At 75.5% G+C, this 19,771-nt stretch carries 9 protein-coding genes; 5 read left to right on the top strand and 4 right to left on the bottom strand.

The annotated features are described in order from the left end of the window. The 4 genes from ACFRAR_RS12575 to ACFRAR_RS12560 all read right to left on the bottom strand — a co-directional run bounded on the left by ACFRAR_RS12575 (position 1) and on the right by ACFRAR_RS12560 (position 15,206). Positions 1–909: a phytanoyl-CoA dioxygenase family protein gene (locus tag ACFRAR_RS12575; protein WP_380697637.1), complete on the bottom strand. Its 909-nt coding sequence runs from the start codon at positions 907–909 to the stop codon at positions 1–3. A gap of 145 nt (positions 910–1,054) precedes the next feature. Next, complete coding sequence (locus tag ACFRAR_RS12570; RefSeq protein WP_380697635.1) at positions 1,055–5,722, bottom strand: amino acid adenylation domain-containing protein; 4,668 nt, start codon at positions 5,720–5,722, stop codon at positions 1,055–1,057. Next, the gene (locus ACFRAR_RS12565) at positions 5,719–8,733 is read right to left on the bottom strand and encodes a type I polyketide synthase (RefSeq protein WP_380697633.1); all 3,015 of its coding nucleotides are present in this window, start codon (positions 8,731–8,733) and stop codon (positions 5,719–5,721) included. The genes ACFRAR_RS12570 and ACFRAR_RS12565 overlap by 4 nt, the downstream gene beginning before the upstream one ends. Then, positions 8,730–15,206, bottom strand: a complete 6,477-nt coding sequence (locus ACFRAR_RS12560) for an amino acid adenylation domain-containing protein (RefSeq protein WP_380697632.1) — start codon at positions 15,204–15,206, stop codon at positions 8,730–8,732. Before ACFRAR_RS12560 ends, ACFRAR_RS12565 begins: the two co-directional genes overlap by 4 nt. A gap of 770 nt (positions 15,207–15,976) precedes the next feature. Between ACFRAR_RS12560 and ACFRAR_RS12555 the strand changes: the two genes are divergently transcribed. The 5 genes from ACFRAR_RS12555 (at position 15,977) to ACFRAR_RS12535 (ending at position 19,754) form a co-directional block, all read left to right on the top strand. Next, positions 15,977–16,843: an LLM class flavin-dependent oxidoreductase gene (locus tag ACFRAR_RS12555; RefSeq protein ID WP_380697630.1), complete on the top strand. Its 867-nt coding sequence runs from the start codon at positions 15,977–15,979 to the stop codon at positions 16,841–16,843. 115 nt (positions 16,844–16,958) lie between these two features. Further along, positions 16,959–17,273, top strand: coding sequence for a hypothetical protein (locus tag ACFRAR_RS12550; protein WP_380697629.1), 315 nt, complete (start codon positions 16,959–16,961; stop codon positions 17,271–17,273). Beyond that, positions 17,270–18,865, top strand: a complete 1,596-nt coding sequence (locus ACFRAR_RS12545) for a hypothetical protein (RefSeq protein WP_380697628.1) — start codon at positions 17,270–17,272, stop codon at positions 18,863–18,865. Before ACFRAR_RS12550 ends, ACFRAR_RS12545 begins: the two co-directional genes overlap by 4 nt. Next, the gene (locus ACFRAR_RS12540; protein ID WP_380697626.1) at positions 18,862–19,251 is read left to right on the top strand and encodes a hypothetical protein; all 390 of its coding nucleotides are present in this window, start codon (positions 18,862–18,864) and stop codon (positions 19,249–19,251) included. The genes ACFRAR_RS12545 and ACFRAR_RS12540 overlap by 4 nt, the downstream gene beginning before the upstream one ends. Continuing rightward, positions 19,251–19,754 carry a hypothetical protein gene (locus tag ACFRAR_RS12535; protein WP_380697625.1) on the top strand — a complete coding sequence of 168 codons (504 nt, stop codon included), beginning with the start codon at positions 19,251–19,253 and terminating at the stop codon, positions 19,752–19,754. Before ACFRAR_RS12540 ends, ACFRAR_RS12535 begins: the two co-directional genes overlap by 1 nt. The last annotated feature ends 17 nt before the right edge of the window (positions 19,755–19,771 follow it).

Genomic DNA, 19,771 nt, shown 5'->3' with positions numbered 1-19,771 from the left:
CTAACCCCGCCCCTCGGAGGACTTCTCCGCGTCTTCCGCGTCGTCCGCGAGCGTGATGATCTGCTGGGAGTGGTCGTTCATCGTCCAGCCCTCGGCGGTGCGCACCGAGGTGCGCTGCTGCTCCGTGTAGCCCTCGCCCCGGTCGTGGAAGTGCCAGGCGAACGGCGGGCGGAGCAGCCGGTGTTCGACCGGGGTCCACTCCTCGCCCGGGAGGTCCTCGGGCACGGGCGCGGGAGCGGTGTGCTGCACCATGCCCGCGGTGTAGCGGCAGAAGACGACCCGGCGTTCGAAGTCGGCGGTCCAGGGCCAGCTGCCGTGGGTGGCGGTGTCCGCGAAGAGGACCACCGAGCCGGCCCTGACCGGGACGCGGGAGACCCAGTCGCCGACCTTCTGCCAGGTCTGGAAGTCCTCCGGGATCTCGAAGGCGGACTTGTGGCTGCCCGGGACCACGGCGAAGCCGCCCTGGTCGGCGAGGGCGTCGGTGAGGCAGAACGCGACGATCAGGTGCCCGCCGTAGATCCGGCCGTCGCGGACCTGGTAGGTCAACGGCGGGTACTCCCACGGGGTGTTGCCGTTGTGCAGGATCAGCGCTCCGGCGCCCTTGCGCGCGTAGAGCACCTGGCCCTCGTCGTAGCGCAGGTCGGGGCCGAGCACCTCCTCCAGGTGCGGCAGCACCTTCTCGTTGCTGATCAGGTCGCGCACCGGGCGCGGGGTGGTGTGGAGCGGCCCGGCGTTGGCGATGAACGGGTTGTACTGCTTCAGCAGCGGGTAGTCGAGCTTGTTCTCGCCGTCCCACAGGCCGTGGCCGTCGAGGGCGGCGTTGACGGAGGCGAGTTCCCGCGCGGAGAGGATGTCCTCCAGGACCAGGTAGCCGCGCAGGTCGAACAGGTACTTCTGCTCTTCGTCCATGACTTTTCCCCTTGTGTCGGAGATCGGGCGGTTGGGACGCGGGCGGTCGGGGCGTAGGCGGTCGGGACGTGGGCGGTCGGGGCGGAGGCGGTGGGGACGCGGGTGCGAGGGACGCGCCGCGCGGGAGGTACGGCCGGGGCGGGGCTCAGCTCTGCTCGGGTTCGAGCTCCTCCAGGGCCCGGGCGAGGTGCGCGCGCAGCTCGGCCCGCGTGAAGAGGCCGACGGCTCCGGTCAGGAGCACCGAACACCCTCCCGAGCGGGCCGGCTGCACGTGGAGGACGAGGTCCAGATCCGCCCAGTGCTCGGGCACGGTGTCGCCGGGCAGGTCGTCCGGCACCACGGCCGGGTTCTCCTCCTGCCCGTGCACGACCAGCCCGGCCGCGCAGACCGGTGGCCGGAGCGCGGGATCGACCGGATCGGCGAGCTCGGCGATGTGCAGCAGCGGCAGGTCGGCGTGGTCCAGGGCCGACAGCAGCGCCCGGTGGGCGTGGCCGGCCCCGGTGGCGCCGAGCACCACCGGCAGCAGGTCGACGGCGCGGCCGACGAGCGATTCCCCGGTGGCCGCCGAGCGGTGGGAGACCGGCATGCCGATCGCCGTGGACGTGCCGCCCGAGATCCGGGAGACGATCCGGCCGAGCAGGTCGAGGAAGACGGCCGTGCTGGTCGTCCCCGCCGTCCGGCCCGTCCGCTGGAGGCGTGCGTACGCGTCGGCGGGGACGAAGGACCGCACCCCGTGGTTGCGGAAGGTCCTCGGGCCGACGCGGCGCTCGGCGAACGGGTCCGGGGCGACCGGGCCCAGGCTCGTGCGCCAGTACCGTTCCAGCTCGGCGCGCCGGGCCGTGCGGCGGGCGGCCCTGGCACGGGCGTAGTCGCTGTAGCGCGGGGCCGGTCGCGGCAGGTCACGGCGGGCGAGCAGGGCGAGGAGTTCGTCGGCGAGGATGCCCACGGAGACGCCGTCGCCCCGGTGGCGGGCCAGCCTCAGGAGCAGGTGGCGGACGGTGCCGTCCTCGCCGGTCAGCAGGACGACCTCCAGCCCGGGTGATCCCGCGGGCAGCGGCCGCTCGATCAGTGCGGTGTCCCAGTGGACCTGGGCGGGCCGGTCGGGCAGCGGGGCCACGGGGCAGGGCTGCCACCGGCCGTGCCGGCCCCCTTCGGTGGTGCCCGGTGTCGCCTCCGCCGTCCCGGGCACGGCATCCGGAGCCGTCGGCCACAGGACCTCGTGCCGGGCGACCAGTGCGCGGACCGCCCGCTCCACGTCCAGCGGATCCACGGGGGCATCGAGCCCGAGCAGCAGCGGAATCGGGGGAGCGGGGTGTCCGAGGGCGCGCTCCTGCCGGGCCACCAGAAGCTGTTCGGGCGTGTGGGAAACGTCGGCGTCGGCGCCTTCGTCGGTGCCCGGGCCGGTTCCGGCTCCGGCGGGCGGCGGCGGTGCCGCCACCGCGAGCAACGTCCGGACCTCGGTGGCGAGTTCGGCGGCCAGCGGGTGCGCCAGGACCGTGCGCACGGGGACCTCCGCCCCGAGCTGTCGGCTCAGCGCGGAGGCGATCCGGGCCGCCCCCAGCGATGCCCCGCCGAGGTCGTAGAGATGGTCGTCCAGGGTGGCCGCCGGCCGGTCGAGCGCCGCCGCGAACGCCTCCACCACGGCGGCGGCCACCCGGTCGTGGACGGCGGCGGGGCCCGCCGCCGTGCGCGCGGAGCGCACCAGCGCCAGCAGCGCGCGGCGGTCCGCCTTCCCGTTGGCGGTCACCGGCAGCTTCGGGAGCACCCGGATCTCGCCGGGCACCATGTACGGCGGGAGGGTGCGGGCCAGATGGGCGCGCACCGCCGCCGGGTCCGGGGCGGGCTCGCCGGTGACGAAGCCCACCAGGCGGCTGACGCGTTCCCCGACGACGACGGTGGCCGCCTCCCGCACCCCCGGCGCGTCCACGACGTGCCGGTCCACCTCCTCCAACTCCACCCGGTGGCCGCGCACCTTGACCTGGTTGTCGCTGCGGCCGACGAACTGCACGCTCCCGTCGGGGTTCCACCGCACCAGGTCCCCGGTGCGGTACATCCGCGAGCCCGGGGGACCGGCCGGGTCGGGCAGGAAGCGGGCCGCCGTCTCGGCCGGACGGTCCCGGTAGCCGCGCGCCACCCCGGTGCCGCCGATGTACAGCTCGCCGGTGACGCCGATCGGCACCGGACGCAGCGCGCCGTCGAGGATGTGCAGGCGCACGCCGGAGACGGGGTGGCCCACGGGGGCGGTGCCGCCCTCGGCCCCCGGCACGCACCGGTACGACGTGGCGTCGATGCAGGCCTCGGACGGCCCGTACTGGTTGCGCAGTTCACCGCGGCCGACGCGCAGGTAGCGGTCGGCCTGCGCCGAGGGCAGCGCCTCCCCGCCGCAGAAGACGACCCGGGCCGGCAGCCGGCGCAGGTCCTCGTCGTCCAGGGCCGCGAGCAGCGACGGGACGACGTCGACCACGGTCGCGGAGTGTTCCAGGGCGGCCTCCACCAGGGCCGCCGGACGCGCCCCGAGGTCGACGCCGGGGAAGACCACGCCGGCCCCGGCGACCAGCGGTCCGAAGCACTGCCACAGCGACGGGTCGAAGACCAGGGGAATGGTCTGGAGCACCCGGTCGGGGGCGGCGAGGCCGATCGCCTCGCGGCGCCAGGCGAGTTCGTTGGCCAGCGCCCCCAGCGGCACCGGGACGCACTTGGGCGTACCGGTCGTGCCCGAGGTGAACACCGCGTAGGCCAGGTCCTGCGGGCCCGTGCGGGCCACGGGCGGCACCGTCGCCCCGGTGGCCGGGAGTTCCCGCGTGCCCCCTCGGGGGAGCCGGATCGTCCGCAGGGCCCTCCCCGGCGCGCCGCCGTCGGCACCGTCGTCCTCGGTACCGTCGTCCTCGGGTCCGTCCCCGTCGGCACGGTCCCCGTCGGCATCGTGCCCGGGGGCGTCGGCCGTGCGGACGAGGAAGTCCGCCCGGGCGCTGCGCAGCAGGGTGCGGCGGCGTTCCACGGGGTCGTCGGGGCGCAGCGCGATGATCCAGCCGCCGAGCCGCCAGACCGCCAGGGCCAGCGTCGGGTAGTCGGCGCCCGCCGGTACCTCCAGGGCCACCGCCGAGCCGGGGCCGACCCCGGCCAGGGACAGCCGGGCCGCCGCCCGCTCGGTGTGCTCGTACAGCGCCCGGTAGGTGAGGGGACCGCCGGTGGCGTCCCGGACGGCGAACGCCTCGGGGGTGCGCCGCGCCCAGTCCGCGAAGGCGTCGTAGGGCAGGCGGGCCCCGGCCGCGGGCGGTGCCGTCGAGGCGGCCGCGATGGCCGCGCGCTCCGCCGGGTCGCGTGCGTCCAGCGCGGCCAACGGCGCGTCGGGGGCGGCGAGCACGGTGGTGAGGCAGCGTCGGTAGGCCCGCCCGAGCCGGGCGAGGGCCGCGTCGGTGTAGTGCTGCGGGGAGCCGGTCAGCCGGACGGCGGCGGTGTCGGCGTGGTCCGTCAGCTGCACGGTCAGCGCGCCCTGGTCGCCCTGGACGCGTACCGGCAGGGGGGTGACCGTGAGGGGGCCGGCCGGGCGCGGCCGGTTGTCCTCGTGGGTCAGGACGAAGGCGGCGGCGGGTACGGGCACGGCGGTGTCGTCGGAGGTCAGGGGGAGGGTCGGGTGCTGCGAGCCGGTCAGGAGCCGCTCGCCGGTCCGCCGGGCCAGCGCGGCGAAGCCCAGCGCGGGCGGCAGGGGCAGGGCGAGGGGCATCGCGGAGACGAAGGCGCCCACGGTGAGGTCGTAGCGCTCCGCCGTCCGGTTGGCGGTGGGAACGCTCACGGAGGCCGTCCGGGTGCCGGTGACGGCGCTCCAGGTGGCCGCGAACGCGGCGAGCCACACCGCGTGCGGCGTGCAGGCGTGCCGCCGGGCGAACTCGTGGACCTGCCGGGTGAGGTCCGGCGGCAGCGTCAGCTCGGCGTGCGGCATCCGGGCGGGCCGATCCGTGGTGACCGGGTCCGTGGTGGCGGCGTCCATGGCGGCCGCGTCCGTGACGGCCGGGTCCGTGGCGGCCGGGTCGACGGCGAAGGGGAGTTCGGCTCCGTCGTCGGCGCGGGCGCCGGAGCGGGTCCAGTGGGCGGCGTGGGCGGCCAGCGCGGCCCGCCCGTCCGGCGACTGCTCCCAGCGGACGTAGTCGAGGTGCTGGGCGGTTGGCGCGGGACGGGCGGAGCCGGGGCCGTCCCCGGTGGCGTACGCGTCCAGCAGGTCGTCGATCAGCACCCCCAACGACCATCCGTCGCAGACGGCGTGGTGGAAGGTCAGGAGGAGGGTGTGCTGCCGTGGTCCCTGGGCCAGCAGGACGGCACGGACGTACGGCGGCCGGTCCAGGCGGAACGGGCGCGCCGCCTCGGCGTCGAGGGCCCGGTCCCGTTCCGGCGCTCCCGAGGGCACCTCCCGCACCTCCAGCGGGATGCGGGAGGGCAGGTCGAACCGCTGCCGGGGCACCCCGTTCTCCTGCACGAAACGGGCTCGCAGGGCCAGGTGGCGGCCGGCCAGGGCGTCCAGGCAGGTGCGGAGCCGGCCGATGTCCAGCGGGCCCGCGAGCCCGAGGGCCAGGGGCACGGTGTAGGCCGCGGACGCGGCGGGGGACGCCTGCTCGGCGAGCCACATCCGGTACTGGGTGACCGAGAGCGGATGGCTTCCGGCCACGGCCCGCGGGAGGGACGGGAGCGCCGGTTCCGGACTCGCCGGTGACGGTGCGGAAGCCGCCGGCGGCGAGGCCGGGCGGCCGCGCCCCTGGAGCCGGGCGGCCAGTTCGGCGCGTTGCCCGGGGGTGAGCCGGTCGAGGGGCGAGGCGGTCATCCGAGCTCCTCCCCGGCCTCGTCGAGGATCTGCTGGGCGATCAAGCGCTCCACCAGCCCGTACTGGAGCCCGATGGACCGGGCCCGCAACAGCTCGCCGACGGGGACGTCGACGCCGAACCGGCGGCTCATCCCGCGCGCCAGCCGGGCCACGGTGAGCGAGTCACCGCCCAAGTGGAAGAAGTCGGCCGTGTCGGGCACGTCGGTCACCCCCAGCTGTTCGGTCCACAGGGCGCGGAGGATCGCGACGGGGTCGTCCGCGACCGGGTCGACCGCTTCCCCGGCCCCGGCGTCGCCCCGGTCCGCCGCTCCGGCGGTGCCGACAGCCGGGGCGGGCGGCCCGGGCGGTGGTCCGGGCGCCGGGGCGGTCGGCACCGGATGGCGCGGGCCGTGGAACGGATAGGTCGGCAGCGGGACGGAGCGCCCCGGGGCCTGGAGCGGCGAGAGGTCCAGGGGGAGGCCGGAGCACCACAGCCGGCCGATCGCCGCCAGCACCGGGCGGGCGGTGGGAGCGGCCCGGTCCTGCTCCGGAGCGGCGGCGGCCGGCCGCGAGGAGCCCAGCAGCGGGATCGCGGGCAGCCCGGCGGCCTCCGCGAAGCCGCTCAGTACCCGGCCGGGCCCCACCTCGATCGCGACGGCGTCGGGGAACTTCGCCCGGGCCGTCGCCAGCGCGTCCGCGAAGCGCACCGGCCGGCGGGCGGCCCGGGCGAAGTGGCCGGGGTCGGTGGGCGAGCCCTCGGGCAGCAGCTGTCCCTCCGTGTTCTCGATCCACGGCAGGGCGGCGGGGCGCACCTCGGCGGCCGTCGGTGTGCCCCGCAGCGCCTCGGCCGCCGGTTCGATCAGCGGGGAGTGGAAGGCGCGGGACGACCGCAGCACCCTGGCCGCGACCCGGCCGCCGATCCGCTCCCGGAAGGCGGCCACCGCCTCGGTGGATCCGGCGAGCACGGTGCTCGTGGCGGCGTTGACCGCCGCGACGCTCAGCGCGGTGCCGGTCTCGGCCAGCAGGGTCCGGGCCTCGGCCTCGCCGCAGGCCAGGGAGACCATCGCGCCCGGGGCGCAGTCCTGCATCAGCAGGGCCCGGCGTGTCACGAGACGGGCCGCGGCGTCGAGGGTGAGCGCGCCGGCCAGGGTCGCGGCCGTGATCTCCCCCAGGCTGTGCCCGAGCAGCGCGCAGGGCGTCAGGCCCAGGGCGAGCAGCGCCGTCCCGCAGGCGTACTCGACGGCGAAGAGCGCGGGCTGGGCGAGTGCCGTCCGGGCGAGCCGTTCGGCGGGGAAGGCGGCGTCGTGCAGCGCCTCGCCCACCTCGCGGGCGAGTTCGGGGGAGAAGGCGGCCAGGCAGGCGTCCAGCGCGGCGGCGAACGGGGGCAGGGCGTCGGCGAAGGGCGCCGCCATGCCGGGGAACTGCGTCCCCTGTCCCGGGAAGAGCAGCAGCGCCGGGGCGGGGTGCGCCGCGGGCTCCGGTGCCGCCTCGGCCGGGGCCCGTAGTGCCGCCACGACCTCGGCCACGCTCGCGCCCACCGCCGAGGATCGGTACGGGAGCACCGATCGCCGGGTGAGGGTCCGGCCGACATCCGCCGGCGAGGGCGCGGCCCCGGTGTCCTCCAGGTGCGCGGCGAGGCGCTCCCGCATGCGGGCGAGGGCCTGCGGGTCCTTCGCGGAGAGCACCACCAGCCGTTCCCGCCCGGACGGCGGCCCGGGCGGTGCGGCGGCCGGCTCCGGAGGCTGCTCCACCAGCATGTGCACGTTGGTTCCGCCCACGCCGAACGAGCTCACCGCGGCACGGCGAGGCTGCGGGCCGCGCCACGCGCCGCCCTCGGTCGGCAGCGACAGCGGCGAGTCCTCCCGTTCCAGCAGCGGATTGGCCCGGCTCAGCCCGGGAAGCGCGGGCACGTACCCGTGCCGGAGCACCAGCAGCGCCTTCACCAGTCCGGCGAGTCCGGCGGCGGCGTCGAGGTGGCCGATGGTCGCCTTGAGCGCGCCGACCGGGATGCTGCCGGGGGCGGCACCCAGCGATCGGTACACCGCCGAGGCGGCGGACCACTCGATGGGGTCGCCGACGCGGGTGCCGGTGCCGTGGCTCTCCAGGTAGCCGACCGACGCGGCGTCGACGTCGGCGGCGGCGAGCGCGGCGCGGATCACCTGCTCCTGGCCCGCCGCCGACGGCGCGAGGAAGCCCGCCTTGGCGGTGCCGTCGTTGTTGACGGCGGAGCCCAGCAGTACTCCGTGCAGGGGGAGCGGGCCGTCCGCCACGTCCTCGTGGCGGCGCAGGACGACGCCCACCGCCCCCGAGCCGCCGAGGGTGCCGTCCGCCGAGGCGTCGAAGGGGCGGCAGTGCCCGCTGAGCGACATCACTCCGCCCGCCATGGGCAGGTGCCCTGCCTGGGGGGCGTTGGCCGACGCGGCGAGCACCAGGGCCTGGTCGCACTCCCCGTTGTTCAGCGCCTGGACGGCCAGGTGGGCCGCGACGAGGGAGGAGGAGCAGGCGGTGAGGACGGTGAGCGCGGGCCCGGTCAGCCCCAGCTTGTAGGCGATGCGCGTCGCGAGGAAGTCGCGTTCGTTGACCAGGAGCGCCTCCTCGAACTCCGGGGGCGCCAGCGAGCCGGAGGCCAGGAGCGCCCGCAGATGACCGCTGCCGCTGGCGGCCGCGTACACCGCCGTCCGCAGCCCGTCGCCGGCCGTGACGCTGTGGCCGGCGTCCTCCAGGGCGGCCCAGGCGCACTCCAGCAGCAGCCGGTGCTGGGGGTCCGTCAGCCCGGCCTCGCGGGGGCTGACGCCGAAGAACTCGTGGTCGAAGCGGTCGGGATCGTCGAGCGACCCGTGGACGGGGACGTAGGCCGGGTCGTCGGCGAGGGACGCGGGGACGCCACGGGCCGCCAGCTCCTCCCGGCTCAGACGCCGGGTCAGCACCCGCCCGTCGCGCAGGGCCTGCCACAGCTGCGCCGGATCGGCCGCTCCGGGGAAGCGCCCCGTCATGCCGGTCACGGCGATGTCGAGGGAACGGTCGCGGTTCATCGGTCGGCCTCCTGGGCGCGGCGGTCGCGGAGCGTACGGGCCGCGTCGCCGCGTCGGCGACGGGACGAACCGGCTGCGGGCGGTGGTTCCGCGCCGGGGGCGGGCGGCGTGGGCGGCGCGTCCGTCGTCGCGGGGGCCAGCCGGGCCGCGAGGTCGGCGACGGTGCTGTGGCGGAAGAGGTCGAGGATCGGCAGCCGGACGCCGGTGTGCCGGTGCAACGCCTCCTGGAGCGCCGGCACCAGCAGCGAATGCCCCCCGAGGTCGAAGAAGTTGACGTCGCCGGGGACGTCGACCACGTCCAGGACCTCCCGCCACGCCGCGGTGACCGCCGCGTGCCCGGGCGGAACGTCCCCGGTGGGCCGGGCGGGCGCCGAGGCCCGGCGCCGGGCCGCCTCCTGCTCCAGGGCCCGCCGGTCCACCTTGCCGTTGGGGGTGACCGGCAGCCGCGCCAGCTCGTGGACCACGGCGGGGACCATGAACTCCGGTAGCAGCCCGGCGACTTCGCGCCGCACGGCGTCCGGCCGTCCCTCGCCGGTGACGAAGCCGACGAGGCGGGCGCCGCCGTCGGCGACCACGGCCGCCTCCCGGACGCCCTCGGCGCCGCGCAGCGCCGCCTCCACCTCGGCGGGCTGCACCCGGTGGCCACGGATCTTGATCTGGTCGTCCAGCCGGCCGACGAAGGCGAGCGCCCCCGCCGCCTGCCACCGCACCCGGTCGCCGGTGCGGTACATCCGGGCCCCCGGCTCGCCGCCGAACGGGTCGGGCAGGAAGGCGCCGGCCGTCTCGGCGGGCCGGCCGACGTACCCCCGGCCGACACCCGCGCCGCCGACGTACAGTTCGCCGTCGACCCCCGGGGGGACGGGGCGCAGGGCGTGGTCCAGGACGTAGAGGCGGTAGCCCGGCACCGGGCCGCCGATGTCGACGGCCTCCGGCCCGTGGTAGCGGCGGTAACTCGCCCAGACGGTGGCCTCGGTGGGCCCGTACTCGTTCACCAGCGCCACCCGGGGCAGGACGGCGAAGTGACGCCGCAGCAGCTCGTCCGGGAGCGGCTCCCCGGCCGTGACGACCTCGCGCAGGCTCCGCACCGCGTCGGGGCCGGCCCGGTCGGCGGCGGTGAGCAGCAGGGCGTGGAGCGAGGGCACGCACAGCAGCCGGGTGACCTGGTGCCGGGTGATCAGGGCGACCAGGGCCTCGGGGTCGCGGACCTCGTCGTCACTCGCGACGACCAGGCGGCCACCGGCCGACAGCGTTCCCCAGATGCCGGCCGCGGCCGAGTCGAACGCCGCGGGCGAGAGCAGCAGGAAGACCGGCCGCCCCGGATAGACGGTGCGGCGGGCGGCCGTGGAGGCGGCCAGCGTGCCGTGCTCGATCACCACGCCCTTCGGCCGCCCGGTCGTCCCGGAGGTGTAGATGACGTAGGCGGGGTCGTGCGGGCCGGGCGGGACGGGGACGGCGGGCTCGGCACCGAGGCCGGTCCCCGGCTCGGCCCGGAGGGAGACGAGGGGCAGCCCGAACGACGCCGCCCGCCCGGCCATGGCCGCGTCGGTGACGATGGCGCGGGCCCCGCAGTCGGCCAGGCACGCCGCCATCCGGGTGTCGGGGTGCCGGGGATCGAGCGGGACGTACGCGGCACCGGCGAAGTTCGTGCCGAGCAGTGCGGTCATCAGGCCCGCGGACCGCTCGGTCAGCACCGCCACCCGGGCGCCCCGGCCCGCGCCCCGGGCGGTCAGCCGGGCGGCGAGGTCCAGGGCATCGGCCCGCAGCCGCCCGTACGTGACCTGCTCGCCCCCGGCGACCACGGCGGGCCGGTCCGGCGACTCCCGGGCGATCCGGGCGATGAGCTCGCCCACCGGGACCACGGGCGCGGACGGCTCCGGGCCCCGCCCCCACGCCAGGGGGAGGCGCCCCGGGTCCAGCGCCGCGGGGAGTGCGGCCGGTGCGGAGGGCTCGGCCGCCAGCGCGAGCAGCGCCCCGCGGATCCGCTCGGCCAGGTGCGAGGCCTGGTCCGCCGTCCACCGGTCGGTGCGGTGGAGCACGTCCAGCCGGGCGCCGTCGGGCGTCTCCCGGAGCAGGATCTCGACCTCGTACTTCGCGATGGCCGGCGGGATCTCCACCGGGTGGGCGCGGACGCCGGGCGGCGTGGCCGTCGCCGTGGCCGGCTGCTCGTGGTCGACCAGCACCTGGAACAGGGGGGCCTGCCCGGGAGCGGCCCGCAGGCCGAGCTCCCTGACGAGTTCGTCGAAGGGGTGCGCGCGGTGCGCGTGCGCCCGCAGGAGGGCCGCGTGCGCCTGGGCGACCGTCTCGCCGGCGGTGGCGCCGGGGCGGGGGCGCAGCCGTACCGGTACGGGGTTGACGAAGAGGCCGACGGCTTCGCCGAAGCCGGGCGGCCGGACGTCCATGGTGGTACCGACCAGGACGTCGCCCGCCGCGCCGTACCGGTCGGCCGCCACCGCGAACGCCGACAGGACGAGGACGAGGACGGTGGTGCGGTGCGTCCGCGCAGCCTCCGTCACGCGCCGCCACTGCGCCGCGTCCAGCGGGACGCCGACCGTCGCCGCGGCGCGTCGGTGCGGGCCCGGCCGGGGCCCGCCGAGGGCGACCGGCGAGGTGGCGGAGACGCCGGCGAGCTCCTCGGCCCAGAACCGGCGCAGCCGTTCGGCCTCGGCGGGCGAGGGTCCGGGGACGGCGACCGCCGGGGCGGGCGGGAGCGCCGGGCCGCCGGCCAGCCGGTTCAGCAGCTGCTCGGTGATCAGCTCCGTGGAGCGGCGGTCGAGCACGAGGTGATGGCCGACGAAGACCAGCACGTGCTCCCCGGGGGCGGTCCGGAGCACCCGCAGCTCGACCAAGGGCTCCTCGAACAGGTCGAAGGGCCGGTGGGCCAGGCGCCGCAGGTGCTCGGCCAGGGCGTGCCCGGGCACGTCCCGCACGCTCACGGTGAACGCCGAGAGGGGCCACTGCCCGCGCCCGGGGGCCATGTCGTCGTCGATGACCCGCAGCCGCGTCTCGGGGTGGGCGGCGAGCACGTCGCGCCAGGCCGCCTCCAGACGCGCGGGATCCAGCGGACCGCTCAGCCGCAGCGCCCAGTAGACGGTGAACTCGTGGCTGTCCGGCTCCGCCCGGTGCAGCAGCCAGAGCCGTCGCTGGGCGGCCGACAGGCCGACGGGCGCGGCGGTGGACGGGCTCTCGCCGCCGGCGGGCACGGCCCGCGCGATCAGGTGCCGCAACCCCTCCGGGGTGGGGTCGCCGAAGAACGAGGCGAGGTCGGCGCGCACCCCGCACTCCTGGTTGACATCGGCGACGAGCCGGGCGGCGTCCAGCGAACTCCCCCCGCAGGAGAAGAAGTTGTCCCCGTTCGAGGCGGGCGGGCGGCCGAGCGTCAGCGCCCAGAGCCGGACGACGGGGTCCGCGCCGCCGTCCGGTGGCCGCACCGGCGCGGGCACGGGCAGGGCACGCTCGTCGACCTTTCCGCTGAGTGTGAGCGGGAACGCGTCCACGACCTCGATGTGCGCGGGCACCGCGGCGGGCGCCAGTCGCCGGGCCGCGAGGCCGCGAAGCTCCCCCGGCACCGGAACCGGCCCGGGACGGCGGGGGGTGACCCAGGCGAGGAGCCCCGCCGTGCCGATCGGGCCCCGGCGTGCCACGTAGGCGTCCTGGACGCCCGCCGCGCCGCGCAGCACCTCCTCCACCTCGTACGGGTCGACCCGCTGGCCGCGCACCTTCAGCTGGTGGTCGGTCCGGCCGTGGTAGATCAGGTGTCCGTCGGCGCCGAGGGTGACGCGGTCCCCCGTGCGGTACATCCGGGCGCCGGGTGCCGGGGCGAAGGGGTCCGGGAGGTAGCGCTCGGCCGTGAGGGCGGGGGCGTTGAGGTAGCCGCGGGTGACCAGCGGACCCGCGAGGTACAGCTCGCCGCGGGAGCCGACCGGTACGGGGCGGAGGTCGGCGCCCAGGACGTAGGCCGAGGTGCCGTCGAGGGGCCGGCCGATGCTGGGGGTCCCGTACTCGTCGAAACCGCACCACGTGGTCTGGATCGTGACCTCGGTCGGACCGTAGCCGTTGGATCCCCTGACACCCAGCTCGCGCAGCCGGCGCCAGGTCGTGGCGTCGACCGCCTCGCCCCCGAAGTCCAGCTCCAGGCCGGTGCGCCGGAACATCTCCTCCACGCCGAAGGGGCGCATGGCGGCGAACATCGACGGCGAGGTGCTGAGCAGGCGCACGTCGTTGCGCTCGATCCACCCCACCAGCGCCTGCGGATCGCGGTACGTGGCCTGGTCGGCGACCACCAGGCAGCTGCCCCGGAAGAGGTAGAGGAGCTGCTGGAAGAAGACGTCGAAGGAGACGGCGGCGGTGACGCCGACCCTGGCGGCCCCGGTTCCCGCCGGCTGGGCGTCGACGAGGACGGTGAGGCCCCGGTGCTCGACCAGGACGCCCTTGGGGCGGCCGGTGGTGCCCGAGGTGTGCAGGACGTACGCCAGGTCGTGGGGGCGGGCGGCTCCGGTGTCCGGGGCTCCGGTGTCCGGACCCTCGGTGTCCGGGGCCTCGGCGTGTGCGTCCTCGGTCTCCGGGGCCTCGCCGGGCGCGTCCTCGTCGACGATCGTGAGCGACGCGTCGAGCCGGTGGCGCGACGCGGGATCGCACAGCACGACCCGGGTGCCGGTGTCCGCCACGACGTACGCGAGACGGGAGTCGGGCTGGGACGGGTCGAGGGCGACGACATGGGCCCGCACCCGCCACGCCGCCAGCACGGACGCGACCAGGGCGACGCCCCGCTCGCGCAGGACGCCCACCGCCGTGCCCGGGCCCGCGCCGTGGCGGCGCAGGGCGGCGGCCAGCCGGGCGACCTCGCGGTCCAGGCCGGCGAAGGTGAGGAGGTCGTCGCCGCACCGCACCGCCGGCCGCCGGGGTTGTGCGCGCACCCAGGCGTCGAACCGGTCCATGAGGGGCTGCGCGCGCTCCGACGGATCGGTCGGCGCGACGATCAGGGACGGCGTCGCCGCGCTCGTCGAGCGGGGCAGCGGTGACCCGGGGTCGCGGGCGAGGGCGAGCAGGACCCGGCGGTAGACGGCGAGCAGTTCGGCGGCGGCCGGGTGGGTCGTGCCGCCGTGCGTCCGGCGCGTCACGGTCACCGAGGCGTCGTCCGCCCGCAAGCAGAGGTCGAATTCGAGGTCGAAACGAGTGAGGCCGTTCGTCGCGGCGGGAGACCCGGCCGGGGGAGCGGCTCCGGGGACTCCGGAGGCCTCGGTCGTACCGGCCGTTTCGGTCGTTGCGGTCGTTGGGGGCGCCTCCGGTGCGCCCGCGACGGGTGCCACCGCCGGCTCACGCACCGCTTCGGCCCCGGGCGCGCTGCCCGTCGCCCGCACCGCTTCCATCGCGCGGACGGTGAGCCCGCCGAGCGCCGGCCCCGGGAGGGGGTCCCGCATCTGGAAACTGACGGTGAGTCCGGGTGCCGCGGCGTCGAAGAGGTCCGCGCTCTCGTGGATCGGCTCGTGCGCGTGGGACAACGCCTCGGCGACGGTCCGCCGCACACCGTCGCAGAGCTCGGCGCCGGAGGCTCCCGAGGGCCACCGCAGGCGCAGCGGCACCATCCGCGCGAAGCAGCCGACCAGCGACACGGTGGCCGGTGTCCGGGAGGCGAAGGGTGTGGCGACCATGACGTCGGGGGCGTTGCCCTGCGTCGCGAACGCCGCGTAGAGGGCGGCGAGTCCCATGACGTACGGGGTGACGCGCAGGCGGCGGGCCGCCGCGCGCATCGCGTCGGCCTCGGCCGGGGGCAGCGGGACCACCAGGACGTCGGCTTCGGCCGTCCGGGGGCCCGGGGTGCGCGGCAGGGCCTCCGGCCACTGGGCGTCCGCCAGTTCGAGGGGCCAGAAGCGGGAGGGTGCTACCGGCGCGGGCGGGTCGGGTGTCGTGGGCGGGGCCGCTGTCATGGGTGGTGCCGGTGCCGGTGCCGGTCGAGGTGTGAAGGGGAGCCCGCCGGCGGTGCGGGCGTCGTACGCGGTGCCGATCTCCGCCAGCACGTTCTCCAACGACGCCCCGTCGCACGCGATGTGGTGCACCAGGAGGGAGAGCACATGGTGGTCCGGTCGGTGCCGGAACAGGTCGACGCGGACGGGGCAGTCTCGTCTCAGGTCGAACCGGTGGCGCCCGAGGGGCGCCCAGGGCGCCGCGTCGGCCGTCGCGGCGGCGTCCACCGCGGTCCATCGCGGCCGCGGCGCGCCGGGAACCCAGGAGGGCACGCCGTCCTCGTCGACGATCCGGCGGGCGAACACGGGGTGCCGGGCGACGGTCTCCTCGACCGCGTCCTTCAGGGCCTGCTCGTCGAGCTGCCCGCGCAGCTCCCAGACGCGGTGGATGTTGAAGGACTCCGGCTGGTCCCGACAGGTGAGCCAGATGCCGAACTCCGGGGCCGAGAGCGGGAGTGCGAATTCGGCATCCGCGGCCGGACCCGAATCCGGGACCAGGTCGCTCCTGTTCACTTCGGTTGCCCCTTCCGTACGTGCTGGCGAAACTCGGCCGGTGGCCCGAGTGCGGGGTGTCGAGGGGAAGAATGCGGCTGTGCGGCCATCCGGGCACGGGGCTCTGCAAAGTCGGAGAGTTCGCCCGTGAACGGGCGGATGCCGGCGACGGCGAATTGGGAGGGGAACCGGGGCGCGTGCCTGGAGGTGCGGTCGGCGCCCTCGGGGATCGGTGCCCCGGGTCGGACCTCCGGCCTGCCGGGGTCCGTTCACGAAATGAGTCTGTGTGTCTCCTGGGAGTTTTTCAAGAACAGGCAAAGAGATTGTCTCGTTTTGGTGGGTGCGGCGCGGGGGATTTTCCGGACACAGGGCCGCGCCCGTCACTCCCGACACCGGATCCGGTGCTTCCGCCGGCGCTTCCGCCACCTCGGGGTCCGTGCGAGGGTGCAGTTCGGGGCGAATCGCACCGTTGATTTGGGTGAAACCTGTGGACCTTGCGAAGGTCGGTTGAAGACTGTTACATGGCTCGATAAACCAGCCTCCGGCCCGGATTGGCGCACTTCTCGAAGGATTGACCGCTGTGGTACGTTCCGGGCGAAGGTGCACCGGATCCGCTTCGTCGAGTGCGCACGAAGCGTGTACACCCCTTATTCCGACGGGGTTCGACAGGGGCGGATAAATCCTGTGGATCGCGGACCTGAAGTCGGTATTCGGCTACTCCTGCCAATTCATCGAACACCTGCCCGGTGGGCGGCCGTGCCCGGTGGGCAAAATCTCGACAGGGAGGTCTCATGGGCCTGCAATTCGGCTTCTGTTTCGGCACCTCGTTGCGTCACGATGTGACGCGGGACCACTTGTGGGAACTGCTCGACGCGGTGGAGCGGTACGGATTCGATTCGTTCTGGTTCTACAACAACAACGGGGACGGCATGCCCCCGCCGCTGGAGCTGGCACGGGAAGTGGCCCACCGGACGTCCGCCCTGGCGTTCGGTCCGCACGTCCTGGTCGCCGCCGGCCTGCAACCGTCCGCCGTGGTCCGCGAACTGACCGACCTGTACCGGCGGTCCAACGGCCGGTTCGTCGCCCAGCTCGGCATCGGCGGCCCCCGCGAGGCCCTCATCCGGAACCCCGCCGAAGCCGCCGCCGCCCTGGAGGACATCCTGCGCCGTCTGCGCCGCCTCGTCGGGGAGTCCGCCGGGGAATCCAGCGGCAGCGGCCCGGCCGGGGTGCCGCCCGTGTGGTTGGGCGGAGGCCGGGAGCGGACCGTACGGCGCGTCGCCGCCCTCGCGGACGGCTGGGTCCCCGCGTTCATCACCCCGGCCGAGTACCGCCGGCGCCTGGAGGTCCTCGACGAGGAGCGGCAGCGCCTCGGCCGCACCGAGCACATCACCCGCGCGGTGCAGCTCGTCTACGTGCCGCCCGCCATCGACACCCCCGAGCTCCGGCGCGAGCTGGATGCCGAGGTCTCGGCCCACAAGCAGGGCTGCACCAGCCGCGACGTCTACGCCGTCGGCGGCGACCGGGCGTTGCGCGAGCGGCTGGCCGAGTTCGCGGACGTCGGCGTCGAACACGTCATCCTGGTCCCCGCCCGCGCCGTCCTCGACTGGGAGTCCGAGATCGCCCGGGTCCACCACACCGTCACCACGTCGTTCGGCTAGGTCCGGACGGCCTGGGTCGCCCCCGCAACCGGCACCCCCTCGGCGGCGTCTATCCTCGTCGACTGTGCTCGTCCGATCACGGCGGGCAGTGGAGCTTCTTGGGGGAGAGCAGCCGATGCCCGACTCGGTGGGGTACACCGTCCAACCCGACGCGCTGGACCACGTGACCGCGGGGCTCGACAACGTCGCGACCGACCTGGACTCGGCCAACCAGGCCTACACCGCGCAGAAGGTCTACCAGGGCGCCGACTTCGGCGAGTTCGGCGTGGACCAGGCGTGGGCGGGCTTCGACGGCAACTGGAGCCAGGAACTGCACGTGACCCAGCGCGCAGTGGCGGAACTGGTCCAGAAGATGGCGGCCACCAGCGCCAACTACCGCGCGGCGGAGACGATGGCCGTCGCGTCGCTGACCCCGGCGCAGTCCCGATGAGCAAAATCGCGGACCTGCAGAAGGCGCAGCAGTCCATCACCCACCCCGGCTCCGGTCTCTTCATCGGTGCCGCCCTGCTCGGCGCGATCGACAAGGCCCTGGCCGTGGCCGGGCCGGCCGGAAACCCGGGCGTGATCCGTGAGCGGGCCAAGGCGTACGCGGCGACCGCCAAGTCCTACGCCAAGGCGTCCACCGACCTCGGGCAGGTCGCCGACAACCGGCTGCCGAACGCCTGGACCGGCTCGGTCGCCGAGAACGCCGCCCAGTCCATCCGGGCGCTGGCGAACGAACTGGCCGTCTCCCAGAAGTCCTTGGAGGAGGCCGCCACCGAGCTCAACGCCTGGGCGGACAGTCTGGAAGGAGCCCAGAGCACCGACGCGCAGGGCATGACCGCCCTGGAGAGCGTGCGGAACTCGGTCGCCCACGACGCCTTCGACATGGGCAAGGCCATCGCCGCCATCGAACCCGCCAACACGGCCGTGGGAACCAGGATCTCGGCCGCCCAACGGGCGGAGAGCTGCGGAACCCGCGCCGCGAGCATGCTCAACCAGCTCGCCGCCAGGGCCCGCACCGAACGCGCCGGACAGGGGCCGATCGATCCCCTCGCGGCGCTGGTGCTGGCGAACGAGAAGGGTCCCGGCGGCGCTGTGGACGGCGACTACATCCTGACGGTCGGTCAGCTCGACCGTGCCAAGCAGTTCATGTCCGTGATGAACGGCGCCGACCAACTCGCTTTCCAGAACCTCCTGTCCGGCGCGAAGTCACCGGAGGAGGCCGCCTACCTCTGGAAGGCCCTGGCGGCCGGCCACTCGGTCGCCGACGTCCAGCGGTTCGACGCGCTGATCCACCCCCACGGCGACGACCCGGGCTGGCTGTCCGAGCACCTGGTTCCGGCGCTCGGTTCGGACGCCCTGCAGGAGGAGTCCACCACCCAGGCGACCAGGCTGACCTACAGGGGCGCCGAGATCCTCGACGGCTACGACGTCTACAGCCAGCGCAACGTCGGCGACTGCGTCGCGGCCTCCACGGTGGTCGCGAGTCTCAAACTCGACCCGGTGACGATGCTCCAGCTCACCACCGGCAACATGACCGACGTACCGGGATCCGACTCGCCCGAGTACTTCAAGCAGCGCCTCCAGCAGCTCTTCATCGGCCAGTACCAGCAGGGCCAGCTGGCCGACGGCAACCAGAAGGTCTACCCGGAGAAGGACAGCGGTCTCGGCGTGAAGGGCAACACCTTCCTCGCCGACCAGAACCTCGGGAAGGCCACCGGCTCGACCTACGAGTACGTCAACCTGGAAACCGACGACGACCGGCGCGCGGCCGTCACCCGGATCGAGAAGGCCCTGGACGAGGGCAAGCCGGTGCCGTTCTGCGCCTTCGACGAGGCCAGCAAGGCGGCCGGCAAGGACGGCGGCTACCACCAGATGGTGATCGTGGCCCGGGACGGCGACCGGCTGCAGGTCTACAACCCGTGGGGCCAGTCGGTGTGGGTGACGGAAGACCAGTTCATCCACAACCACCTGAACGACGGCGGCCTCACCGACACGGCGAACATCAACCGGCCCTACGGCGTGGAGCTGCCGAAATGACCGACATCCTTCCGGACACCGAGCTGACGAGCGGCTACGACGTCGAGGCCGCCCTCACCCGCGGCCTGCTGATCGACGGAGTCCCGCGCCGGGTGCTCTTCGGCGAGGCGGCGATCGCCGCCTCCTACCAGGCCGAGGCCCTGGGCATCGGCCCCGACCCGCTGGGCGTCCTGGCCCAGTACGTCCGCGCCGGCGGCTTCGCCGGCGCGCTCGACCTGCCCGAGCCGGTGATCGGCCGGGAACCGGCGGAGCTGGTGCGCGGCTGGCTGCGCGCGGCCGCGGCCGGCGGGGCGGACCTCGGGCGCGAGGTCCTGTTCGCCCGCTGGCTGGCCGAGGTGGCGCTCCTGGTCGCCATGCGCCGCCGGGTCAGGGAGGAGGGCAACTGATGCGCCGGACCCTCACCGCCGCCGTGGTGGCACTCCTGGCCGGCGCCCTGCTGCTCGCCTCCTACCTCGGCGGCTGGTGGTCCGACCCCGGTCCGGCCGGCACCACGGCCGCGACCGCCACCCGACCGCAGGTGGAGGTGCGCCTCCCCACCGAGGCGGGGGAAGCCACCGCCCCGTACCCGCCCAGCACGGTGACCCTGGCGGTCGGACAGCGGCTCGGCGTCAGGACGACCGGGGGCGCCCGGCAGAAGAACTGGTACCTCGCGTCGGCGGGCGACGCCGCCGTGCTGCGGCCCGGCCCGGACTTCGTCATCAACCCCTGCCCGACGGACCCGCCCATGGCGGGCTGCGGCTCCGAGTTCGACCTGACCTACAGCGCCCTGGCGCCCGGAACCACCACACTGACGTGGCTGTTCGGCGAGGGCAGCTGTAGTGCCGGCGTGCCGAAGTACCAGGGGGACCGGTGCGACATCTCCCAGAGCATCGAGGTCACCGTCCGCTGACCACCACGAGGCCCCGA

It is taken from the genome of Kitasatospora sp. NPDC056651, assembly GCF_042792155.1.
Lineage (GTDB): Bacteria > Actinomycetota > Actinomycetes > Streptomycetales > Streptomycetaceae > Kitasatospora.
This window is presented reverse-complemented; position numbering and strand designations above follow the sequence as displayed.

Bases quoted from the DNA above. Each gene is read 5' to 3' on its own strand.
- ACFRAR_RS12570 (WP_380697635.1), bottom strand. From the start codon at position 5,722: ATGACCGCCTCGCCCCTCGACCGGCTCACCCCCGGGCAACGCGCCGAA.
- ACFRAR_RS12545 (WP_380697628.1), top strand. From the start codon at position 17,270: ATGAGCAAAATCGCGGACCTGCAGAAGGCGCAGCAGTCCATCACCCAC.
- ACFRAR_RS12535 (WP_380697625.1), top strand. From the start codon at position 19,251: ATGCGCCGGACCCTCACCGCCGCCGTGGTGGCACTCCTGGCCGGCGCC.
- ACFRAR_RS12550 (WP_380697629.1), top strand. From the start codon at position 16,959: ATGCCCGACTCGGTGGGGTACACCGTCCAACCCGACGCGCTGGACCAC.
- ACFRAR_RS12565 (WP_380697633.1), bottom strand. From the start codon at position 8,733: ATGAACCGCGACCGTTCCCTCGACATCGCCGTGACCGGCATGACGGGG.
- ACFRAR_RS12555 (WP_380697630.1), top strand. From the start codon at position 15,977: ATGGGCCTGCAATTCGGCTTCTGTTTCGGCACCTCGTTGCGTCACGAT.
- ACFRAR_RS12575 (WP_380697637.1), bottom strand. From the start codon at position 909: ATGGACGAAGAGCAGAAGTACCTGTTCGACCTGCGCGGCTACCTGGTC.
- ACFRAR_RS12540 (WP_380697626.1), top strand. From the start codon at position 18,862: ATGACCGACATCCTTCCGGACACCGAGCTGACGAGCGGCTACGACGTC.